The organism is Proteus vulgaris, assembly GCF_033708015.1.
Lineage (GTDB): Bacteria > Pseudomonadota > Gammaproteobacteria > Enterobacterales > Enterobacteriaceae > Proteus.
On the sequence record NZ_CP137920.1, the window covers coordinates 1362388 to 1383762 of the forward strand.

The following is a 21375-nucleotide window of genomic DNA, read 5'->3' on the forward strand; positions in this document are numbered from 1 at the left end:
GCGTTGTTCCGTTTTAATTCACCCTAAGTTAAACCTGGAGAGCCCTCTTTGAGCCAGGAATATACAGAAGATAAAAATATTCGTTTAACAAAGATAAGCAACCGCCGCCGTATTTGGGAAGCTATTCTCATCCTTATCGGCATTGGTGCTATCTTTTTAATGGTTTCATTACTTAGTTTTCATCCCTCTGATCCTAGCTGGTCACAAACCACTTGGAATGAGCCTATTCAAAATTTAGGCGGCAGTATCGGAGCATGGTTAGCTGATATTCTATTTTCTGCATTTGGTTTACTGGCCTATGCAATTCCTGTTGTCGTGGTTTTTGGATGCTGGAATTCTCTACGCTACCAACAAAACCGTGAGTACACCGACTTCTTTTCTCTTGCACTTCGCACGATTGGTGCTTTGGCTCTGATCTTGACTTCTTGCGCATTGGCTGATCTTAATTTTGATGATATCTATAATTTCAGTTCTGGTGGTGTTATTGGAAGTTTGTTCAGCAAAGCGCTATTGCCGTGGTTTAATGTTTTAGGTGCTACTCTTGCCTTGTTATCTGTTTGGGCAATTGGCTTTACACTCTTTACGGGCTGGTCTTGGCTAACAATCACAGAAAAAATTGGTGCCGTTATTTTAGGATGCGTGGGCTTTATTACCAACAGAGGTCGAAATGAAGCTGATTATGAGGAAGATGAAGAGACTCAAGACGTTATTACAGAACTAGTTGATAACTCAAATCAAAAAGAAAGTCAGCAATCTGAATTAACAACAGAAGAGAGCGATGATATTTTATTTTCTGCGCCTTCAGCACTTGAGCTAGCTCGTCAGCAAGAGCAAGAGATAGAAATATTACAACCTAAAGCAGAACCAAAAGCAGAACCAAAAGCAGAACCAAAAGTAGAACAAGAAGATGATTTGCCCTCATTCTCAGCAACAAATGAAATAGCAGATGAGCAAACGCAAGTATTGACGCAAACTGATCCTCTTGTGTCCGCCATGGTTTCACAACCAGCGCATAAAGAGGAAGAACCAGAGCATTACCGTTTTGATATTCCTGAAGCCTTCTTGAAGAAAGAATTTCAATCAGACGTTAATGTTCCTCAAGGTTCCGCTGACTTAATACCAGAAGATAATCCACCTTCTGTGGTGCCATCAGAAAATGGACCTATGGCACAGCCGTCATCTGTATCAACAGAGCGTATTATACCAGCCAGTATTGAACCGACATTTTCTTCGCTAGCCCCTGATACAGATCCTTTAACACAAGCTGCTACGGTGGCTACTGGTGTAGCGACTAGTGCTTTTGTTAATTATGGCTCTCAAGTTAAACAAGGATTAGGCCCTGAATTACCACGCCCAAATCCAGTGCGATTGCCAACACGTCGAGAGCTTTATGGCATTCATATACCTTCACAGCGTGAAGCTGAATTGCGTCGTCGTGAGGAAGCCGTTCAATTTGAACCAGAAGATGAATTAGCTGATATTCAAGAACAAGCGAATTTTGAACAAGCGTTGCGTCAGCAATTTCTCGAACAGCAACGCGAACGTTATGGTGAGAGCGATAGTGCTGATCCTGAAGAGATTATTGGATCCTATCAGCCAAATATGACAACACCAATATCTTCAGTTAGTCATCAACAAGATGATTATCATAATGAGCCAACGGTTACCGCGAATACATTCTCTTCTACTGAAGAGAATAACAATGATATTGATGAAGATGAGCAATATCAGAAACAATTAGCCGCACAATTTAAGCAACAATTACAGGATCGCTATGGTGATGATGTTTCGTTAGATGATGACGAAGATGATGTTTTACCTCAAATATCAACACCAGCCCCTTCATTGCAAGCAACAACGGGTTATCAACCTCATATTCAACATTCATTTGCGTCACAATCTGCACAACCGACGCAGACTATTGAGAAAAAAGTTGAATATCCAACAAGCAATGCCTTTCTACAAATCTCGCCTCGTGATGAAGATGAGGAAGAGTATAGCCCTAAAATCGAGCTAGAAAGAGAACTCACTGCATTAGAGGCATTCTCGCCAATTGATGATTTATTAGATGAAGATCCGATAGAGCCAATATTTACACCGATTGTTTCAGAGCCTGTTACGCCACAAGCTGCACCCCAAATAGCATCGCAATCACGTATTGAGCCACAGCCTAATATGGCTCAGCATTTTGCACAGCAACAGCAACAGCAACAGCAACAGCAACAGCAACAGCAACAGCAACAGCAACAGCAACAGCAACAGCAACAGCAACAGCAACAGCAACAGCAATCTTTAATTCATCCGTTATTGATGCGTAATGATAGGCCGTTACAAAAGCCAACAACACCAATGCCTTCGCTGGATCTACTCACAACACCACCAGTAGAAGAAGAACCTGTTGATATGTTTGAGCTTGAGCGAGTGGGTAAATTGATTGAAGCACGTCTGAATGATTATCGTGTAAAAGCTAAGGTGGTGGGTATTTCGCCGGGGCCTGTTATCACTCGTTTTGAACTTGAACTTGCACCTGGCGTAAAAGCTGCACGTATATCAAATTTATCACGCGATTTAGCACGTTCCTTATCTGCTATTGCAGTACGTATTGTTGAAGTTATTCCGGGGAAACCTTATGTAGGACTGGAATTACCTAACAAGAAACGTCAAACCGTATATATGCGAGAGTTGTTAGATAGCGATGCATTTCGTGATAGCCGTTCTCCATTGACTGTGGTTTTAGGTAAAGATATCGGTGGTCAACCCGTTGTTGCTAATTTGGCTAAAATGCCTCACTTACTTGTTGCTGGTACAACCGGTTCAGGTAAATCTGTCGGTGTGAATGCGATGATTATCAGCATTCTTTATAAAGCGAAACCAGAAGATGTTCGCTTTATTATGATTGACCCTAAAATGCTTGAGCTTTCGGTTTATGAAGGGATCCCCCATCTTCTAACAGAAGTGGTTACCGACATGAAAGATGCAGCAAGTGCTTTGCGTTGGAGTGTGGCTGAAATGGAACGTCGTTATAAACTAATGTCAGCATTAGGCGTGCGTAATCTCGCAGGTTATAACGAAAAAATTAAAGAAGCCGAGGCAATGGCGCGTCCTATTCCTGATCCATTCTGGAAACCAAGCGATAGCATGGCAACCGAAATACCGACATTGGAAAAAGAGCCTTATATTGTCGTTGTCGTTGATGAATTTGCTGATTTAATGATGACAGCGGGTAAGAAAGTGGAAGAGCTGATTGCTCGCTTAGCACAAAAAGCACGTGCAGCGGGTATTCACCTTGTACTCGCTACGCAGAGACCTTCTGTTGATATTATTACAGGTTTAATTAAAGCCAATATTCCGAGCCGTATTGCATTCACTGTATCGAGTAAAATCGACTCTCGAACGATCTTAGACCAAGGTGGTGCAGAGTCATTACTCGGTATGGGGGATATGCTTTATGCACCGAATGGTTTTGTTCCTGAACGTGTTCACGGTGCTTTTGTGAGTGATGATGAAGTACATGCCGTGGCAACTGACTGGAAAGCACGAGGTCGTCCTCAATATATTGAAGCCATCACAAAATGTAGCGAAGATGGTGAAGGCAATAGTGGCGGTGGATATGATGATGGTGAAGAGCTTGATCCATTATTTGACCAAGCTGTAGAATTTGTGGTTGAAAAACAACGTGTTTCTATCTCTGGTGTGCAACGTCAATTTAGAATTGGTTATAACCGCGCAGCAAGAATTGTGGAACAGATGGAAATGCAAGGTATTGTGAGTGCCCCAAATCACAACAATACGCGTGATGTACTTTCACCACCACCTTCAGATATGTAATATCTTGAAAACACAGTTATCAGCTAATGAGATCGCTGGTAATCTGCACAACATCATCAATAATTTATACGCCGACATTATGTCGGCGTTATCTCATGCCGAGGCTTGTAGAATGAAAAAAGTATTATTTGCAGTGTGTGCGATGACATTAATAAGTAGCCAAGTCGCTTGGGCTGATGCTCGTCAAGATTTACAGCAACGATTAAATAAAGTGAATAGTTTTCAAGCAAACTTTAGCCAAACAGTGACCAGTAATGAAGGCTCGCTTATCCAAAAAGGGGAAGGTAATTTAAAAGTACAACGCCCTGATTTGTTTAATTGGCAAATGACAGCGCCAGATGAGAGTACATTGATCTCTGATGGTAAAACATTGTGGTTTTACAATCCGTTTGTAGAACAAGTTACTGCAACTTGGCTTGAAAGTGCCACAACCAATACCCCTTTTATGCTGATTGCTCGTAATGACAGTAAAGAGTGGCAAAACTATGACGTAAAACAGTCTGGCGATCGCTTTGAGTTAACACCTAAAGTAGAAAATAGCTTAAAACATTTTACGATAACGGTATTACCTAACGGACAAATTCAGCAATTTGCAGCCACAGAACAAGATGGTCAAGTAAGCAATTATCAATTGACTGCACAGACTGTGGCACCAATCGATGCATCCGCGTTTCGCTTTACACCTCCTGCGGGTGTGACTGTGGATGACCAACGTCAGTGAGGATATTTTGAGTAATTTATCACTCGATTTTTCACGCAATGAGTTCCAACCTTTAGCCGCAAGAATGCGGCCTGAAACGTTAGAACAATATATCGGACAAACTCATTTACTTGCCGAAGGTAAACCATTACCACGAGCGATTAAAGCGGGTCAATTGCATTCCATGATCTTATGGGGGCCTCCTGGTACGGGTAAAACCACACTTGCTGAGATCATTGGCCGCTATGCGCAAGCTGATATAGAACGATTATCTGCGGTGACATCGGGTATTAAAGAAATCAGAGAGTCCATTGAAATTGCACGCCAAAACCGCAATGCAGGGCGTAGAACGATTTTGTTTGTTGATGAAGTTCATCGCTTTAATAAGAGTCAACAAGATGCTTTTTTGCCTCATATTGAAGACGGTACGATCACTTTTATTGGTGCAACAACAGAAAACCCCTCTTTTGAATTAAATTCCGCGTTGCTATCCAGAGCAAGGGTTTATTTATTACGCTCATTAACCGAAGTGGATATTGAGCAAGTGCTACAACAAGCACTGGACGATCCCGAACGAGGTTTAGGTGGGCGCAATATTATCCTGCCAGATGATACACGCAATATGATTGCACAATTGGTTAATGGTGATGCGCGTCGTTCATTAAATTTGCTTGAAATGATGGCAGATATCGCTGAGGTTGATAATCAAGGAAAACGCGTATTAACACCCGCATTACTGACAGAAATCAGTGGTGAGCGAAGCGCTCGTTTTGATAATAAAGGTGATCGCTTTTACGATCTTATTTCTGCATTACACAAATCAGTTAGGGGATCTGCACCTGATGCTGCTCTTTATTGGTATGCAAGGATCATAACCGCAGGTGGCGATCCGCTTTATGTTGCTCGCCGCTTATTGGCAATAGCATCAGAAGATGTGGGAAATGCTGATCCTCGCGCTATGCAAGTCGCAATTGCTGCATGGGATTGTTTTACGCGTGTTGGCCCAGCAGAGGGTGAACGTGCGATTGCTCAAGCAATTGTGTATCTGGCTTGTGCGCCCAAAAGTAATGCGGTTTATACCGCCTTTAAAGCAGCCATTGCTGATGCGAAAAGTAAACCAGATTATGATGTACCTGAGCATTTGCGTAATGCGCCAACAAAATTAATGAAAGAAATGGGGCTGGGTGCTGAATATCGTTATGCTCATGATGAACCAAATGCTTATGCGGCAGGAGAAGTCTATTTCCCTAAAGAAATGGCAAATACGCAGTACTATTATCCAGTAAAAAGAGGGTTAGAGATCAAGGTTGCAGAGAAATTAGACTGGCTTTCTCAACAAGATCAAAATAGTGTTACAAAACGCTATCGCAAAATGTAAAGATGCGGTAAGGTTATTAAAATATCATTAATTTCTTAACTATGCCTTGTCTCAGATATCTTTTTTATAAGATAGGAGAGAAGGTCTTTATTAATCTATCAATAAGCACAGGATAAGCATGCTCGATCCAAATCTACTGCGTAATGAGCTAGACGCGGTCGCCGAAAAACTGGCTCGCAGGGGGTTCACCCTCGATGTGGAAAAAATCCGTCAACAAGAAGAACGCCGTAAGGTGTTACAAGTTGAAACTGAATCCCTGCAAGCAGAACGTAATTCTCGATCGAAGTCCATTGGTGCGGCAAAAGCGCGTGGTGAAGATATTGAGCCACTTCGTCAAGAAGTTAACCTGTTAGGTGAAAAACTTGAAGCTGCAAAAGCCGAACTTGAGGTGCTTCAAGCGGAAATTCGTGATTACGTTTTAACTATTCCAAATATGCCAGATGATGCTGTTCCAAATGGTAAAGATGACAGTGAAAACGTTGAAGTTTCTCGTTGGGGTACACCAAAGACGTATGATTTTGAATTAAAAGATCATGTGACTTTAGGTGAGCTAACGGATGGTTTAGATTTTGCTTCTGCAGTGAAAATCACGGGTTCACGTTTTGTTGTGATGAAAGGTCAAATTGCACGTTTACATCGAGCTATCACACAATTTATGCTGAATCTGCATACAGAAGAACACGGCTACCAAGAAATGTATGTTCCTTACTTGGTTAACCACGCAACACTGTACGGTACAGGTCAATTACCTAAATTTAGTGAAGATTTATTCCACACTAAACCGTTAGAAGAAGAAGCAGAAAGCCAATACGCTCTTATTCCAACAGCAGAAGTACCTGTGACAAATATGGTAAGAGACGTCATTCTTGAAGAAGACGATCTACCACTGCGAATGACTGCGCATACACCTTGCTTCCGTTCAGAAGCAGGTTCTTATGGACGTGATACTCGTGGTCTTATTCGTATGCACCAATTTGATAAAGTTGAACTGGTTCAAATCGTTCATCCTGAAAAATCAATGGAAGCATTAGAAGAGTTAACGGGTCACGCTGAGAAAGTGCTGCAATTACTGAATCTACCCTATCGTAAAGTTGTACTGTGCACCGGTGATATTGGTTTTGGTGCTCGTAAAACATATGACTTAGAAGTATGGGTTCCGGCTCAAAATACTTACCGTGAAATTTCTTCATGCTCTAACTGCTGGGATTTCCAAGCGCGTCGTATGCAAGCACGTTTCCGTGCTAAAGGTGACAAGAAAACGCAATTAGTTCATACCTTAAATGGTTCTGGCTTAGCCGTAGGCCGTACTCTTGTGGCGATTATGGAAAACTATCAAATGGCTGATGGTCGTATTGAAATTCCAGAAGTGTTACGCCCATACATGAACGGTTTAGAATATATCGGTTAATTATTATCTAATTAATTGAGTATTAATAAATTAACCCTCTGCTTAGGCAGAGGGTTTTTGTTTAATAGCATAGAACGAAATAAAAAGCTCAGAAGTTGTAATTGAAATAAAGTACTGATAAGAATATTACATGATCAATGATGTGTTTGTTACGCATTAATTCAATACGTTGTAATTTAATGAGGCTGAGATAAATAAGGTAATAAAGTGAGAAATATCTCTATTTTTCTTTCGTTTGTCATATTAACAAAATCGTCCATTGCGATTTCTATATAATCGATAGTTTGATTATGGATCGTAAATTTATACATTAAATGTCCACTCCAACTACGGTGAACATAGACACAGTTTTCTATACTATAAGAAAGCCACTTATCTTCCATACAGGCAGGTAGCCAACCATTTAATATATTTTTTTCAGCCTCTTTAGTTAGAGAATAGTTAATATAATGAATTAATGGCTTTTTTTCAAAATACTTTAAATTCTTTAATATTTCTTTACTTGGCATTTTATTTATTCCATAAATTATAGTTATTGCCATAGAGTACTGAAATCAATCTAATTGATCAAAAGAAATAGATAAAACTTCATGCTCTTTAATATAAAGAAGTGATACATAATATTATGTGGAAATAAAAAACAGCAGATGTTACTTATAATTTCCCATCAATAAAAATAGGTTTCAATATACATATAAAGTATCAAATTAATAGATGATTATAAAAAAATTCTTACTAAATAAAGCAAGATTAAATAAAAATATAATGCAATCTGCCATTGGTTAAACCGATCACGGCAGATCCTATTTATGCTGTTAAATTAGATCTATCACTCGAATTTACTTCTGCGATTTTATGGTATGTCTGTTTAATTAGAACCCAACCAAAGAGCATAATTTATGATAGTTTCTAAACAGCAGTTACATCAATTAATAAAAAATAAATTACATCATGCAGGGTTAAGTGACGCTCATGCGGATACGGTAGCCGATGTCTTAGTCCATGCTGATGCCAAAGGTATTCATTCTCATGGTGCTGTACGTGTAGAGTATTATGCTGAGCGGATCAGCAAAGGTGGTACCAATACGGCTCCTGATTTTACTTATACTGAAACGGGACCATGTAGTGCTGTATTTGATGGTGATAATGGTGCTGGGCATGTTGCAGCGAGCGAGGCAATGGAACGTGCAATTAAAATAGCACAAGAAAAGGGCGTTGCGGTTGTTGGCGTAAGACGAATCGGTCATAGTGGCGCATTGTCTTACTTTGTAGAACAAGCATCACAAGCAGGTATGATAGGTATTTCACTGTGCCAATCCGATCCCATGGTTGTTCCTTTTGGTGGTTCAGAAGTTTATTATGGTACGAATCCTATCGCTTTTTCAGCTCCCGGAGTCGGTGATAAACATATTACATTTGATATGGCAACAACTGTACAGGCATGGGGTAAGGTACTAGATGCACGTTCACGGCATGTGGATATACCCGATACTTGGGCAGTCGACGAGCGTGGAAAACCGACGACGGATCCCTTTGCAGTAAAAGGATTATTGCCTATTGCGGGGCCTAAAGGTTATGGTTTAATGATGATGGTTGATGTGTTGTCTGGGATCTTGCTTGGGCTTCCTTTTGGTAAGCATGTCAGTTCGATGTATCACGATTTAACCGAAGGGCGAGAACTCGGCCAATTGCATATTGTGATTAATCCTGCTTTCTTTACTGATGCCACAATATTTAGAGAACATATCTCACAGGTTATGAGTGAGTTAAATGCTATTAAGCCTGCACCGAATGTAGATAAAGTTCTCTATCCTGGAGAAAACAGTCAAATCGAAGAACAAAGAAGTGAAAAAGAAGGTATTGAAATTGTTGATGAAATTTATAACTATTTAATATCTGACGTACTTTACAATAAATCTTATGATAATAAAAATCCGTTCGCGAGTTAATGATGAGCTGATTTATTCTAGATAATAAAAAACACCCCAACGTTGATGTTTAACTGTTGGGGTGTAAATAAAAACGTTATTTTTCGGTTTAATTAATTAAATTGTATATTAGCTCACTAACTTACCGATATTAGATCCCGCCGTTTTATTAAGAGAAATTGTTCCATTTCCACCGCTATTTTCTTGGTTGTCTACATTATGGTGATAAAAAATATCACGATAAGAGCCATACATCGCAGTGTAAGAAAGAGGAATAGTAATTAATAATCCTAAACCAAATGGAATAAGGCTAATGGCGAGAATAAAAAACAGTAAAATAAAGAAGAAAAAACCACCTGCTAAATTTATTTTTACTGCGGAAAGGCTTGCTTTAACGGCAGGAAATGCTTTATAGCCGTTGACTAACACCAAAGCTGGGACAAACCAATAAGCTGCCGTACTCAGTGCACCAAAGATAGCCATAATAATAAAAAACAGCATAAAGCCAGAAGAGTTATCTAACATCATTTCAGCAATAATTTCTTCTGGATAATCACTATTGATAGCATAAAAAATATCCATCATCGCCGCACTACTGACGATAACGGCAAGAATAATACCAGCAAGTAAAATTAGAAAACTAATACCGTAAGCACCCATCAAGCTAAGGTAACGTTTGTTGTAAAAACCAAAAAATAAGTTATCAACATCAATTCGCTGAGTTTCATACTGTTGATGGGCAATTGCCACAATACCTGCGGCTAATACAGTCGTAATAAAAGGTGAGATAATCGGACCAATTAGCGGAATAAATCCAAGAATAGTCGATATAATAAGACTAACGATAAAGTAGATAATAATAACGCCTATCCACATCCAAAAACGCTCTTTTATTAAATCCCACCCCAGCCCTAACCAGCGAACGCCGCCTGCGGCACCTCGCGCTTGAGGAATAGGCGTAAATACCTCTTGTGGCTCTGTTGGCGATGAATTATTGTTTTGTTCCATTTCCTGTACCTTAATCCCAATATCTTTGTTTATAAAATATAAGTCTTCTATAATATCTTTTTGTTTTGTTATTAATCAACAGTATTAAAGCTAATATAGGTTAAGGATAATCTTATAAAGACATGTTTAAATATGTTGGTCATTTCATATTGATAATAAAAAATAAACAAAATAGTGTAAAAATCATTAATCTCATAAAAAGTATATTATTTTCAAAAAATACTATTCAGACTAGGATGACATAAGATGAGAAGAATAAAGAGATATGAAAAATAATGCTTTCTCTAGTATTAATGTGGTTTTACTTTATAAACAAAAAAGCAGCGCTTAAAACCGCTGCTTCTAAATTAATATTAAGGAAAATAACTTAATAGATAACTTTATGGCCGTAAGATTCAAGTATTGATTTTACATTCTCCATCGTCTCTTTGGACGGTGGATGAATGCCATCTAGTTTGTATTCTTCTCCTAAAGCGACCCATTTATGTTTGCCAAGTTCGTGGTAAGGAAGAAGTTCTACTTTTTCGATATTTTTCATATCTTTAATAAATTCACCTAACCGATGAGCAGAATCATCATCGTCAGACCAACCTGGCACAACCACATAGCGAATCCATGTTTTTTGACCTCGTTTTGCTAAATAACGAGCGAATTCAAGCGTACGCTGGTTTGATACACCAACCAGTTTCTGATGGATCTCATCATTGACTTGTTTTAGATCGAGCATCACTAAGTCAGTGGCATCCATTAATTCATCAATGACTGGGTCATAACGACGAACAAAACCGTTAGTATCTAGGCAAGTATGGATATTTTCTTTTTGACATGCGCGGAACCAATCACGTACAAACTCTGCTTGCAAAATTGCTTCGCCACCTGAAGCAGTCACACCGCCCCCTGAAGCATTCATAAAATGACGATAGGTAACCGCCTCTTTCATGAGTTCATCAACGGTGACGATTTGCCCACCATGAGTATCCCATGTGTCACGGTTGTGACAATAGAGGCATCTCATTAGGCATCCTTGAAAGAAAACAATGAAACGTATTCCGGGACCGTCAACAGTACCGCAGGATTCAAATGAGTGGATACGACCAAGTACGGACATAACAGGGTTACTCCAAAACTGTCTAATAAAAAGGCCCCAAAGTAGGGGCCTTTATTCTAAGCGATTTTATCTACTTTCTCAGTAAATAAATGCATGAGTTATCAAATTACATTGTTTGTGTAAATGTACGGGTGATAACGTCTTGCTGTTGCTCTTTAGTCAGTGAGTTAAAGCGAACGGCATAACCAGAAACACGGATAGTTAACTGAGGATATTTCTCAGGATCTTCCATTGCTTCTAACAGCATTTCACGATTCATCACGTTGACGTTCAGGTGTTGACCACCTTCGATGCCTGCTTCGTGGTGGAAATAACCATCCATTAGGCCAGCAAGGTTAGCTTTACGAACATCATCATCTTTACCTAATGCATTAGGTACGATTGAGAAGGTATAAGAAATACCATCTTTCGCATAAGCAAATGGCAGTTTTGCAACAGAAGTCAGAGAAGCTACCGCACCTTTTTGGTCACGACCGTGCATTGGGTTAGCACCTGGTCCGAATGGTGCGCCTGCACGACGACCGTCTGGAGTATTACCTGTTTTCTTACCGTAAACAACGTTTGAAGTGATAGTCAGGATTGACTGTGTAGGTACCGCATTACGGTATGTACGCAGTTTCTGAATTTTCTTCATAAAGCGTTCAACTAAGTCACAAGCGATATCATCTACACGAGGATCGTTGTTACCAAATTGTGGGTATTCGCCATCAATTTTGAAGTCAATCGCTAAGCCGTTTTCATCACGGACAGGAGAAACTTTTGCATATTTGATTGCAGACAGTGAGTCAGCAGCAACAGACAGACCTGCGATACCACATGCCATTGTACGATATACGTCACGGTCATGAAGTGCCATCAGAGCGGCTTCATAGCTGTATTTATCGTGCATGTAGTGGATAACGTTCAACGCAGTAACGTACTGAGTTGCTAACCAATCCATAAAGTGATCCATTTGGTTCATCACGGTATCGAAGTTTAATACATCGTCCATGATTGGCGCATGTTTTGGACCTACTTGGATTTTCAGTTTTTCGTCAACACCACCATTGATGGTATACAGTAAGGTTTTCGCTAAGTTTGCACGAGCACCGAAGAACTGCATTTGTTTACCAACAACCATTGGGCTAACACAACATGCGATTGCATAGTCATCGCTGTCGAAGTCAGGACGCATTAAGTCATCATTTTCGTACTGGATTGAAGACGTATCGATTGAGACTTTTGCTGCGTATTTTTTGAAGTTGATAGGCAGTTGTTCTGACCACAGAATGGTCATGTTTGGTTCTGGTGATGGACCCATTGTGTACAGGGTATTTAAGAAACGGAAAGTATTCTTAGTTACCAGAGTACGGCCATCTAAACCCATACCTGCTAAAGATTCTGTTGCCCAGATTGGGTCACCAGAGAACAGCTCATCATATTCAGGAGTACGTAAGAAACGAACCATACGTAATTTCATGACTAAGTGGTCAATTAATTCCTGAGCTTGTTCTTCTGTCAGTAAACCTGCTTCAATATCACGTTGGATGTAGATATCTAAGAAAGTCGATACACGACCAAATGACATTGCAGCGCCGTTTTGAGATTTAACAGCGGCTAAGTAACCGAAGTAAGTCCATTGTACGGCTTCTTTTGCATTTTGAGCTGGGCGAGAAATATCGTAACCATATTTTGCCGCCATTTCTTGGATTTGACCTAAAGCAGCGTGCTGCTCTGCGATTTCTTCACGCAGTTGAATAGTCATTTCCAAATCTTCGCCTTTTTCCATTCTTTCTTGTAAAGAAGTGAATTGGGCAAATTTATCTTTACGCAGGAACTCAATACCATACAGTGCAACACGACGGTAGTCACCAATGATACGACCACGGCCATATGCATCTGGCAGACCAGTTAAGATACCTGATTTACGGCATTTTAGGATGTCTGGAGTATAAACATCGAAAACACCTTGGTTGTGAGTTTTACGGTAATCAGTAAAGATTTTTTTCAGTTCTGGATCTAGCTCACGGTTATAAGCGTGGCAAGAACTTTCAACCATACGGATCCCACCGAATGGGATGATTGCACGTTTTAGAGGTGCATCAGTCTGTAAACCGACGATTTGTTCTAAATCTTTCTCGATATAACCAGCATCGTGAGAAGTGATAGTTGAAGCAACAGAAGTATCAAAATCAACCGGCGCGTGCGTGCGGTTTTCGATTTTGATGCCTTCCATAACTTGTTCCCAAAGTGTATCAGTTGCTTTAGTGGAACCTGCTAGGAAAGATTCGTCGCCTTCATATGGAGTGTAGTTTTTTTGAATAAAGTCACGAACGTTAACACCGTTCTGCCATTCACCTTCAGAAAAACCTTTCCATGCTTCAGCAAATTTTTCATTTAAATCAGACATGATACTTCTACCTTTTTACAATGGAACTTAAGAAATCAGTCATATCTGCACGGATTAATGTTTGTCACCGCGCAGATGCATTAACCAGTATACCAGACCGACTAGGACTGCCCCGCCAATAATGTTACCGATAGTGACAGGTAATAAATTATTAGAGAGAAAATTTGATACAGTTAAATTTGAAAATTGTTCGGGTGATGCACCTACTTTAGTCCAGAATTCTGCTGGTGCAAAATCCTTAATCACAATACCTAAAGGAATAAGAAACATGTTAGCGATACTGTGCTCAAAACCACTAGCAACGAACATACCGATAGGTAAAATCAGTGCAAAAAGCTTATCAATCAGCGTACGACCTGCATAGCTCATCCATACTGCAAGACAAACCATTAAGTTAGCAAGAATACCTAAACAAACAGCTTCAATAAACGTGTGCTCAAGTTTATGTTGCGCAGTTTGTAAAACATTCAGCCCCCAAAGCCCATTTGCTACCATATGCTGACCAGCAAACCACATTAATGCGACAAAAAAGAGTGCGCCAATAAAGTTACCAAGATAGACATTTATCCAGTTAGCAAACATTTTGCTCCAAGATATACGTCCAGTTGCTTTAGGAATAATAGTAAGAACAGTTGAGGTAAATAAATCCGCGCCACAAACGACAACGAGCATTAACCCCAAAGAGAAGCAGATCCCACCGACTAATTTAGCCAGCCCAAAAGGAACAGATGCGGTACCTGTAGTAGCAGTAATATAAAAAACAAAAGCAATTGATATAAACATTCCCGCAGTAAATGCAGATAAATAAGTCATTGGGATCTGTTTATTTGCTTTATAACAACATGCATCATCGGCAACTTTTGCCATATCAGCAGGTGATAATAAATTAAAAGGGCTGTCAGCTTTCATACTAACACTCTCTTATATGTTGGAATAATTATAGCACGCAATAATAGTAGCAAAGGGGCTTACATCTAAAATTGATATGGATCATAGTCACTCATTAGAATCCCATTTTTAGTGCGTAAAAACCCACTATTTCGACTATAACTATTTGATTAATAAAATAAAAAAATTTTTTAAAAATTATCAAAAAATTTTAGACCAGCTGGATAAATAAAGTAGAAAGTAAATATAAAGTATTATTAATACTCGGTATGTTAATAATCAAAAATTAAAATTAACGTCTTATTTACTTTTGTCATAAATATAAACATTACTTTATTTATGGTTAATCTTTAATGATTACTCCAGACATATATCCATTATAAAAATAAGGTTTTTAAATTTTTGAGATCTGCTTAAACAAATAGCAATTTAAACTGGATTTAAGTGCCATTGTTGGTTTAAAAGTTTAATATATATTTATAGTTTCATATTAAATGCCTTAAATCGTCAGTTTTGCCATATTTTGACAATTTTGTCAGATGGCAAAATTGTCATATTGACAAATCTGTCAATATTTTATTTTGCTAAAAATAAAACACTCTACTTTTCAATAGAGTGTTTCAATTTAAATACGCGCTTATTATTCAATTAAAATTAGTTATTATTTAATAAATAATCTTAAATAAAATGGGCTTATTTAGTCGATTGACGTTTTGCTTTCTGTAATTTCTCATAGGCGGAAAGTAATGACTGGTGAACAGGCAAATTAGCTAAATCAGGATCAATCGTTTGTAATCCGTAAAATGCTTGTTTACCTTGCATTGCGTTTAAAGCTGCTTGTAATGTTTTTTCACCATACATACGAGAAAATGCGTGCATATATTGTTCTGGTTCACGTTCAGTCTCTTGTTGTAATAATAAGAGATTATGTAAACAGCGATAATAGTTTTGACGCTCTGGCGTAAATAAAGAAGCATTAAAATCTTGAGTCCATTCAACCCAAACGAGTGCTTGGTCAAGGTCGCCACCCGCGAGCGCTAACATTGATTTTAATTCGCCTACACGTAAATGGCTCCAACCATTATCTTTACCTGGAGCAATACCAATCATCTCTCTGATACGTGTAAAATCGTCTAAACCATCTTCATCAAATTGACCAATAAGAGAAAGATACTCTTCTGGAGTGCCTTCGCTTGTTGGTAAAGAAAGAATTGTGTCACGCCAATGTACACCCATAATGTTATTGGCTAATTGTAAATCTTCAGCAGGATAAATATCGGATAAACCTGGTACTAAAATACGACAAGCGTAAACACCTAGGTGTGAGTAGTCCATGATATAAACTTCAGCGCCACAATGCTGACAAAGTGACATTAATGTGTGGAATTCTTCTTCTGTCGTACCACTGAAGTTCCAATCAACAAATGTGTAATTAGCATCTTTCTTAAAGAGATCCCAACTAATTAAACCACTTGAATCAATAAAGTGTGTTTCAAGGTTAGTATGATCACCGACTTCTTCATCATCAAAGCTTGGCGGATTAAAGACATCGAGATCTTTAAGACTACGGCCTTGCAATAATTCAGTCACAGTACGCTCTAACGCCACACCAAAATCAGGGTGAGCACCGAAAGAGGCAAAACAGGTGCCATTTTGTGGGTTGAATAATACAACACAAATAACAGGGAATTGCCCTCCCAAAGAGGCATCAAAGCTAAAGATTGGAAAACCTTCTTGTTCTAACGTTTCAATTGCCTCAATAACAGCAGGGTAGCGAGTTAAAACGTCTTTAGGAATTTCAGGTAAGCTAATTCTTTCAGTGATAATGCGATTTTTTACATAACGTTCAAAAACTTCAGAAAGCCCTTGAACTCGTGCTTCATTCTTTGTATTTCCTGCGGACATGCCATTAGACGCATATAAATTAGCAATAATATTTACAGGAATATAAACAGTTTTTTCATCAGATTGACGTATGAATGGCAGTGCACAAATTCCGCGATCATGATGACTTGATTGTAAATCAACTAATTCACTACCACATAACTCACCTTCAGGATCATAAAATTTGCGTAAACGTGGATCTAATAAGCCTGCGGGAACAGAATCATCTTCTGTTAGTGGGAACCATTTTTCACTGGGATAGTGAACAAATTCACCTTCTGCAATATCAGCACCTAGCCAGAAATCAGAGAAGAAATAATTCGTTGAAAGACGTTCAAAGTATTCCCCCAGTGCAGAGGCTAAAGCTGCTTTTTTACTGGCACCTTTGCCGTTAGTAAAACATAAAGGGCAATCTTTATCGCGAATATGAACGGACCAAACATTAGGAACAGGGTTTAACCATGAAGCTTCTTCAATGTTAAATCCTAAGTCGGTTAATTTTTGCTGAAAGTTAGCGATAGAATCTTCCAGTGCGGCATCTTTGCCAGGAATAAATGTTTGTGACATGGCAGGTTTCATTAATATTTTGCGGGTGATAGTTAGGGGCACATGATACTGAAATCCCCTGTAATGCACTAATAATTTCTCTCATTTACCCACGGCTAATTATATTCATAACTCATAATCTATCTGATATATGAATTTTTTTAATAAATTCGTTCTATTTATCACGGAATTAATAATTTTAAATCATCATAATTGGATTTATTTATAAACTCATAAGGGATCAGTTCGATGATGAAAAAAACATTGCTTGCCAGCCTGTTAGCTGTAATCAGTGGTTCTGCTTTTGCCTTACCTAATGTCACTATTTTAGCAACAGGTGGCACAATTGCGGGTGGTGGTGATTCCGCAACGACATCTAGCTATACAGCAGGTAAATTAGGTATTGATACATTGATTAATGCAGTACCTGAGGCTAAACAAGTTGCGAATTTAAAAGGCGAGCAAGTTGTGAATATCGGCTCTCAAGATATGAATGACCAAGTATGGCTTAAGCTGGCTAATAAAATTAATGCAGATTGTGATAAAACAGATGGTTTTGTGATCACTCATGGTACAGACACCATGGAAGAGACAGCCTATTTTCTTGATTTAACCACTGCATGCAAGAAACCTGTCGTTATGGTAGGCGCAATGCGTCCTGCAACTGCATTAGGTGCAGAAGGTCCTTTGAATCTTTTTAATGCGGTTGTGATTGCGAGTGATAAAGCGTCTGAAGATCGTGGTGTGCTAGTTACCATGAATAATGCGGTTATCAGTGGTAAAGATGTTGTGAAAATGAATACGACTGAAGTACAAGCATTCCAGCCTGTTAATGCAGGTGCGCAAGGTTATGTACATAATGGAAAGGTTCATTATTATACAGCAGCATTACCTCGTGCGGATAAACCCGTATTTGATGTCAGTAAACTAACTGAATTACCAAAAGTGGGTATTGTTTATAACTACTCAAATGCCTCTAATTTACCCGCAAAAGCTTTTATTGATAATGGTTACAAAGGTATTGTCAGTGCGGGTGTTGGTAACGGTAACTTATATACTGATATTTTTGACACCTTAGCCGATGGCGCTAAAAAAGGTGTCGTTGTTGTGCGTTCAAGCCGTGTACCCGTCGGTTTTACTACACAAAATGGTGAAGTGGATGATACAAAATATGGCTTTGTTGCATCAGAGCGCTTAAATCCACAAAAAGCGAGAGTGTTATTGCAGTTATCTCTGACAGAAACACAAGATCCAGCGAAGATCCAAGAAAACTTTGAAAGATATTAATGCTAGTTAACTTTTAAGTTAAACGAGAAAATCATCCGTCAATGAATAACGGATGATTTTCTTTATTAATATTATCTTATTTTGAGTAATTTAGTATAAAGATTGATATCTTCGTTATGGTTTTTAATATTAGTTATGTTTTTATCGCGTGTGTATAATCGATGTATCTTGATGATGCCATTATTTATCAGTTGACTATCTTCACTGAGATCTAAGGTTACTTTTTTCATTCGGTAAACCGTGTTTTTAGGTATAAATCCTACATATGTACTGCTTGTATTACTGTTACCACTGTCAGAGTCAAGCCAATATTGCATTCCAATCGTCCCATCATCCGTATTGTTAAAGATAGATTTATTTTGGAGATTTAAATATCCGTTCTTGGCGAGAATATATCCATAATTATTAAATGTTGTGTTATTTAAATTTAATTGAATTGCTTTTCTATTACTATTAACACTCTCTAAAGAACCATAGTTATCAATAGTTGTATCAGAAGCATTGATAATAATATTTTTATACGACGTCAAACCTTGTTTTTTAGGGTCACTATCCTTATCACCTAATATGATCTTATTTGGCAGTTTACGTCTTAATTCTCTTGTTTGCATGGCATTTTCTAAGATGGTAACATCGTCTTTTATGATTACTCTTTGTTCCCCTGAATAAATAGTTATATTCCCTTTAGAAGATATAAATCCTTTTTCTAGGTTAATATTATTAGAGATGATATTAATCTTATTAAAGGAATTATCAGGATGACGTTTATTTTCGTTTCTGAATACAATTCTTCCTATATGATCAAACGGTTTACCACCAAAAGTTCGGCGATCTAAGAAAGAGATTGATTGTTCTAACTGATAACCGACTAATTCATCATTATGTATAATGGGTTTTCCGGTTGCTAGTGTTTCAGATAATGCATTCGAAAAACTACAATTATTACACTCAATCCCATTGGGATTAGCGATAACAACGTGCGCTGCCTTTCCTTTTATATCGATATTTCCTTCTAATAATGATGTTGTCCCATCAATCACTTCATTAATAATAACGTCAGCGACAACCTTGTCATTATTTAAGATAATGCCATCGCTAGGTACATTGAATGTATCATATTTATTATGAGAAACACCTTTGGAATTTGTCGGTGCAATTAATATTTCGGCTTGATTGAGATTAGTTTTGTTTAATTTAATTGTTGTTGAAGAATCTTTATTGATACTGATAGGAATATAAACGGCAGGAGGTTCACTATTCACATAGTAGGGGCGAGGTACCGCTTGGCATATTGATGGTGCGTATATTATTCCTATTACTATTGCATTTCTTAATTTCATATTTTTACCCTTATCTGTTATTCATGGGTAATTTATCTATATTGGTAACATAAATAAAGATGGAAAAATTTAAAAGGCGTTTATTTATAAATATTAAAAAGGCTATTTTTAATAGCCTTTTTAGTTATTAATTTTTTCTTATATTGGAAATAATAATTTTTGCAGTAATAAATGCAATTAGTGGAGTAACAGAAAATATAATAAACAACCAATGTGCGGCATTTTTAGCGCCTATTATACCTCCCGGATCTGTTAGCCCAGCCATATTAACTACAGTCCCTGAAATAGAGGCACCGACAGCCGTTGAAAATAATTGGATCGTGGTAATGGATGTTGCTGCTTTTTGAGCTTCTTGTCCCTGAGAAACATGTAAAACACGGGTTAAATAATGAGGCCATGCCATACCAATTCCAGCACCTGTAAAAAAGAGGGCGATACAAATAATGATAATTTGCCCATATGGTATGGTTAGAGCACTAGAAATAAATAAACCAAGGATCACAATAGCGACAAAATTAATCATTGGACCAAAACGCATTAATCTCTGAGCAGTAGATTGTTTACTTGATGAAGATATGATGGCAGAGAAAGACCAACCTGCGCCAACCAATGCTGCTAAATAACCAGAAAGTAGTGGGGTAATATTATGGATAATTTGTAAGAAATAAGGTACAAAGACCTCAGTTTGTACACTGATCCCTAATAAAGCCATGGTGAGATATATAGGGGCTAATGGTGCAGAAAAAGAAAATGTCCCTTTAGGAAATAAACCATCATTTGATTTTTTATCAATATTGACTAACAGTAGAATAAAGATAAAAGCAAATACAAAGGACAAAGCGTTATATAAAATAACGTTATAAAGGCTGCCAATAGAAATAGATAATACAGCAAGCATTAATAAAATAAGTTGTTGATAAGGTAGCGGGGTTTTCGCGATAATATTATCGGTATTATTTTCGGTAGGAAGAATAGTAAATAATAAAATGGTGTAAGGGATACCTACAAATAAAATAGACCAAAATGCACCACGCCAAACATCATACTCAGCAAATATTCCCCCTAATGCAGGGCCTAATAGTGTCGATATCCCCCACATGCTAGACATTAATGCCATGGCTCTAGACCACAGGGGTTGAGGAAACATGACTCGGACTAAAGAGTAAGCAAGTGCTAGCAACATTCCTCCGCCAGCGCCTTGAACAAATCGCCCTAAAAGTAATATCTGCATTGAGGGCGCTGTTGCGCAAATAACAGAACCTATTAAAAAGCAAATTGTGGCAAAAAGATAACTATTGCGAGGTGCAAATGCACTCAGTAATCGTGAAGTTAATGCAGAAGAGAGAATTGAGGCCAGAATAAAAACAGTGGTATTCCATGCATATAAATTAAGCCCTCCAATATCACGTACAATGGAAGGTAGTGTTGTGATCGTAATATAGACATTAATTGCGTGTAATGCGACACCTCCTGCTAAAGCGAGCGATTTTAGACTATTTTTTCCATGAAGAAGCATTCCCCAGCTCGCTTCTTCTTTTTTATTTACACTCCCCGACATAAAACACTCCTAACCATTATTTTTATACTCTGTATATTATGCGTTAGTTCACAATAATCATTGCGCCAATTTAACGAGAATGATACAACCGATAAAGGTCATTTTGTAAAAACATATTCAGATAG

The 21375-nt window shown here is 38.2% G+C and carries 13 protein-coding genes and 2 pseudogenes; 7 read left to right on the top strand and 8 right to left on the bottom strand.

Features of this window, described 5'->3' with window-relative positions; all coding sequences use genetic code 11:
• Window positions 1-48: 48 nt before the first annotated feature.
• From SB028_RS20710 to serS, 5 genes and pseudogenes are all read left to right on the top strand, one after another.
• A pseudogene (locus tag SB028_RS20710) lies at window positions 49-1567 on the top strand (DNA translocase FtsK 4TM domain-containing protein); the annotation flags it as partial.
• A 476-nt stretch (window positions 1568-2043) separates the two neighbouring features.
• Window positions 2044-3828: pseudogene (locus tag SB028_RS20715) on the top strand (DNA translocase FtsK); the annotation flags it as partial.
• Window positions 3829-3940: 112 nt separating this feature from the next.
• Window positions 3941-4549, top strand: coding sequence for an outer membrane lipoprotein chaperone LolA (lolA, locus tag SB028_RS06365; protein WP_069368176.1), 609 nt, complete (start codon window positions 3941-3943; stop codon window positions 4547-4549).
• A 7-nt stretch (window positions 4550-4556) separates the two neighbouring features.
• Entirely contained in the window at window positions 4557-5906 is a 1350-nt protein-coding gene (locus tag SB028_RS06370) for a replication-associated recombination protein A (RefSeq protein ID WP_069368188.1), read from the top strand.
• A gap of 118 nt (window positions 5907-6024) precedes the next feature.
• The gene (gene serS / locus SB028_RS06375; protein WP_069368177.1) at window positions 6025-7314 is read left to right on the top strand and encodes a serine--tRNA ligase; all 1290 of its coding nucleotides are present in this window, start codon (window positions 6025-6027) and stop codon (window positions 7312-7314) included.
• A gap of 176 nt (window positions 7315-7490) precedes the next feature.
• Here serS and SB028_RS06380 read toward each other — a convergent pair whose 3' ends face one another.
• Entirely contained in the window at window positions 7491-7823 is a 333-nt protein-coding gene (locus SB028_RS06380) for a hypothetical protein (RefSeq protein WP_077885105.1), read from the bottom strand.
• 390 nt (window positions 7824-8213) lie between these two features.
• On the opposite strand from SB028_RS06380, the gene allD reads away from it, so the two are divergent.
• Window positions 8214-9263, top strand: a complete 1050-nt coding sequence (gene allD, locus SB028_RS06385; protein ID WP_069368178.1) for an ureidoglycolate dehydrogenase — start codon at window positions 8214-8216, stop codon at window positions 9261-9263.
• A 108-nt stretch (window positions 9264-9371) separates the two neighbouring features.
• Here the strand turns inward: allD and SB028_RS06390 are convergent, their stop codons facing one another.
• The 5 genes from SB028_RS06390 to ycaO all read right to left on the bottom strand — a co-directional run bounded on the left by SB028_RS06390 (window position 9372) and on the right by ycaO (window position 17086).
• Window positions 9372-10250, bottom strand: coding sequence for a BPSS1780 family membrane protein (locus SB028_RS06390; protein WP_069368179.1), 879 nt, complete (start codon window positions 10248-10250; stop codon window positions 9372-9374).
• 367 nt (window positions 10251-10617) lie between these two features.
• Window positions 10618-11358, bottom strand: coding sequence for a pyruvate formate lyase 1-activating protein (pflA, locus tag SB028_RS06395; RefSeq protein ID WP_069368180.1), 741 nt, complete (start codon window positions 11356-11358; stop codon window positions 10618-10620).
• Between the two features lie 106 nt (window positions 11359-11464).
• Window positions 11465-13747, bottom strand: a complete 2283-nt coding sequence (gene pflB, locus SB028_RS06400) for a formate C-acetyltransferase (protein ID WP_069368181.1) — start codon at window positions 13745-13747, stop codon at window positions 11465-11467.
• Between the two features lie 54 nt (window positions 13748-13801).
• Window positions 13802-14656, bottom strand: a complete 855-nt coding sequence (focA, locus tag SB028_RS06405; protein ID WP_069368182.1) for a formate transporter FocA — start codon at window positions 14654-14656, stop codon at window positions 13802-13804.
• Between the two features lie 672 nt (window positions 14657-15328).
• Complete coding sequence (ycaO, locus tag SB028_RS06410; RefSeq protein ID WP_069368183.1) at window positions 15329-17086, bottom strand: 30S ribosomal protein S12 methylthiotransferase accessory factor YcaO; 1758 nt, start codon at window positions 17084-17086, stop codon at window positions 15329-15331.
• 228 nt (window positions 17087-17314) lie between these two features.
• Here ycaO and ansB point away from each other — a divergent pair, with 228 nt between their 5' ends.
• Entirely contained in the window at window positions 17315-18352 is a 1038-nt protein-coding gene (gene ansB, locus SB028_RS06415; protein WP_077885106.1) for an L-asparaginase 2, read from the top strand.
• A 71-nt stretch (window positions 18353-18423) separates the two neighbouring features.
• Here the strand turns inward: ansB and SB028_RS06420 are convergent, their stop codons facing one another.
• Window positions 18424-19692, bottom strand: coding sequence for a filamentous hemagglutinin N-terminal domain-containing protein (locus tag SB028_RS06420; protein WP_069368184.1), 1269 nt, complete (start codon window positions 19690-19692; stop codon window positions 18424-18426).
• A 127-nt stretch (window positions 19693-19819) separates the two neighbouring features.
• Window positions 19820-21250, bottom strand: coding sequence for an MFS transporter (locus SB028_RS06425; protein WP_069368185.1), 1431 nt, complete (start codon window positions 21248-21250; stop codon window positions 19820-19822).
• Between the last annotated feature and the right edge of the window lie 125 nt (window positions 21251-21375).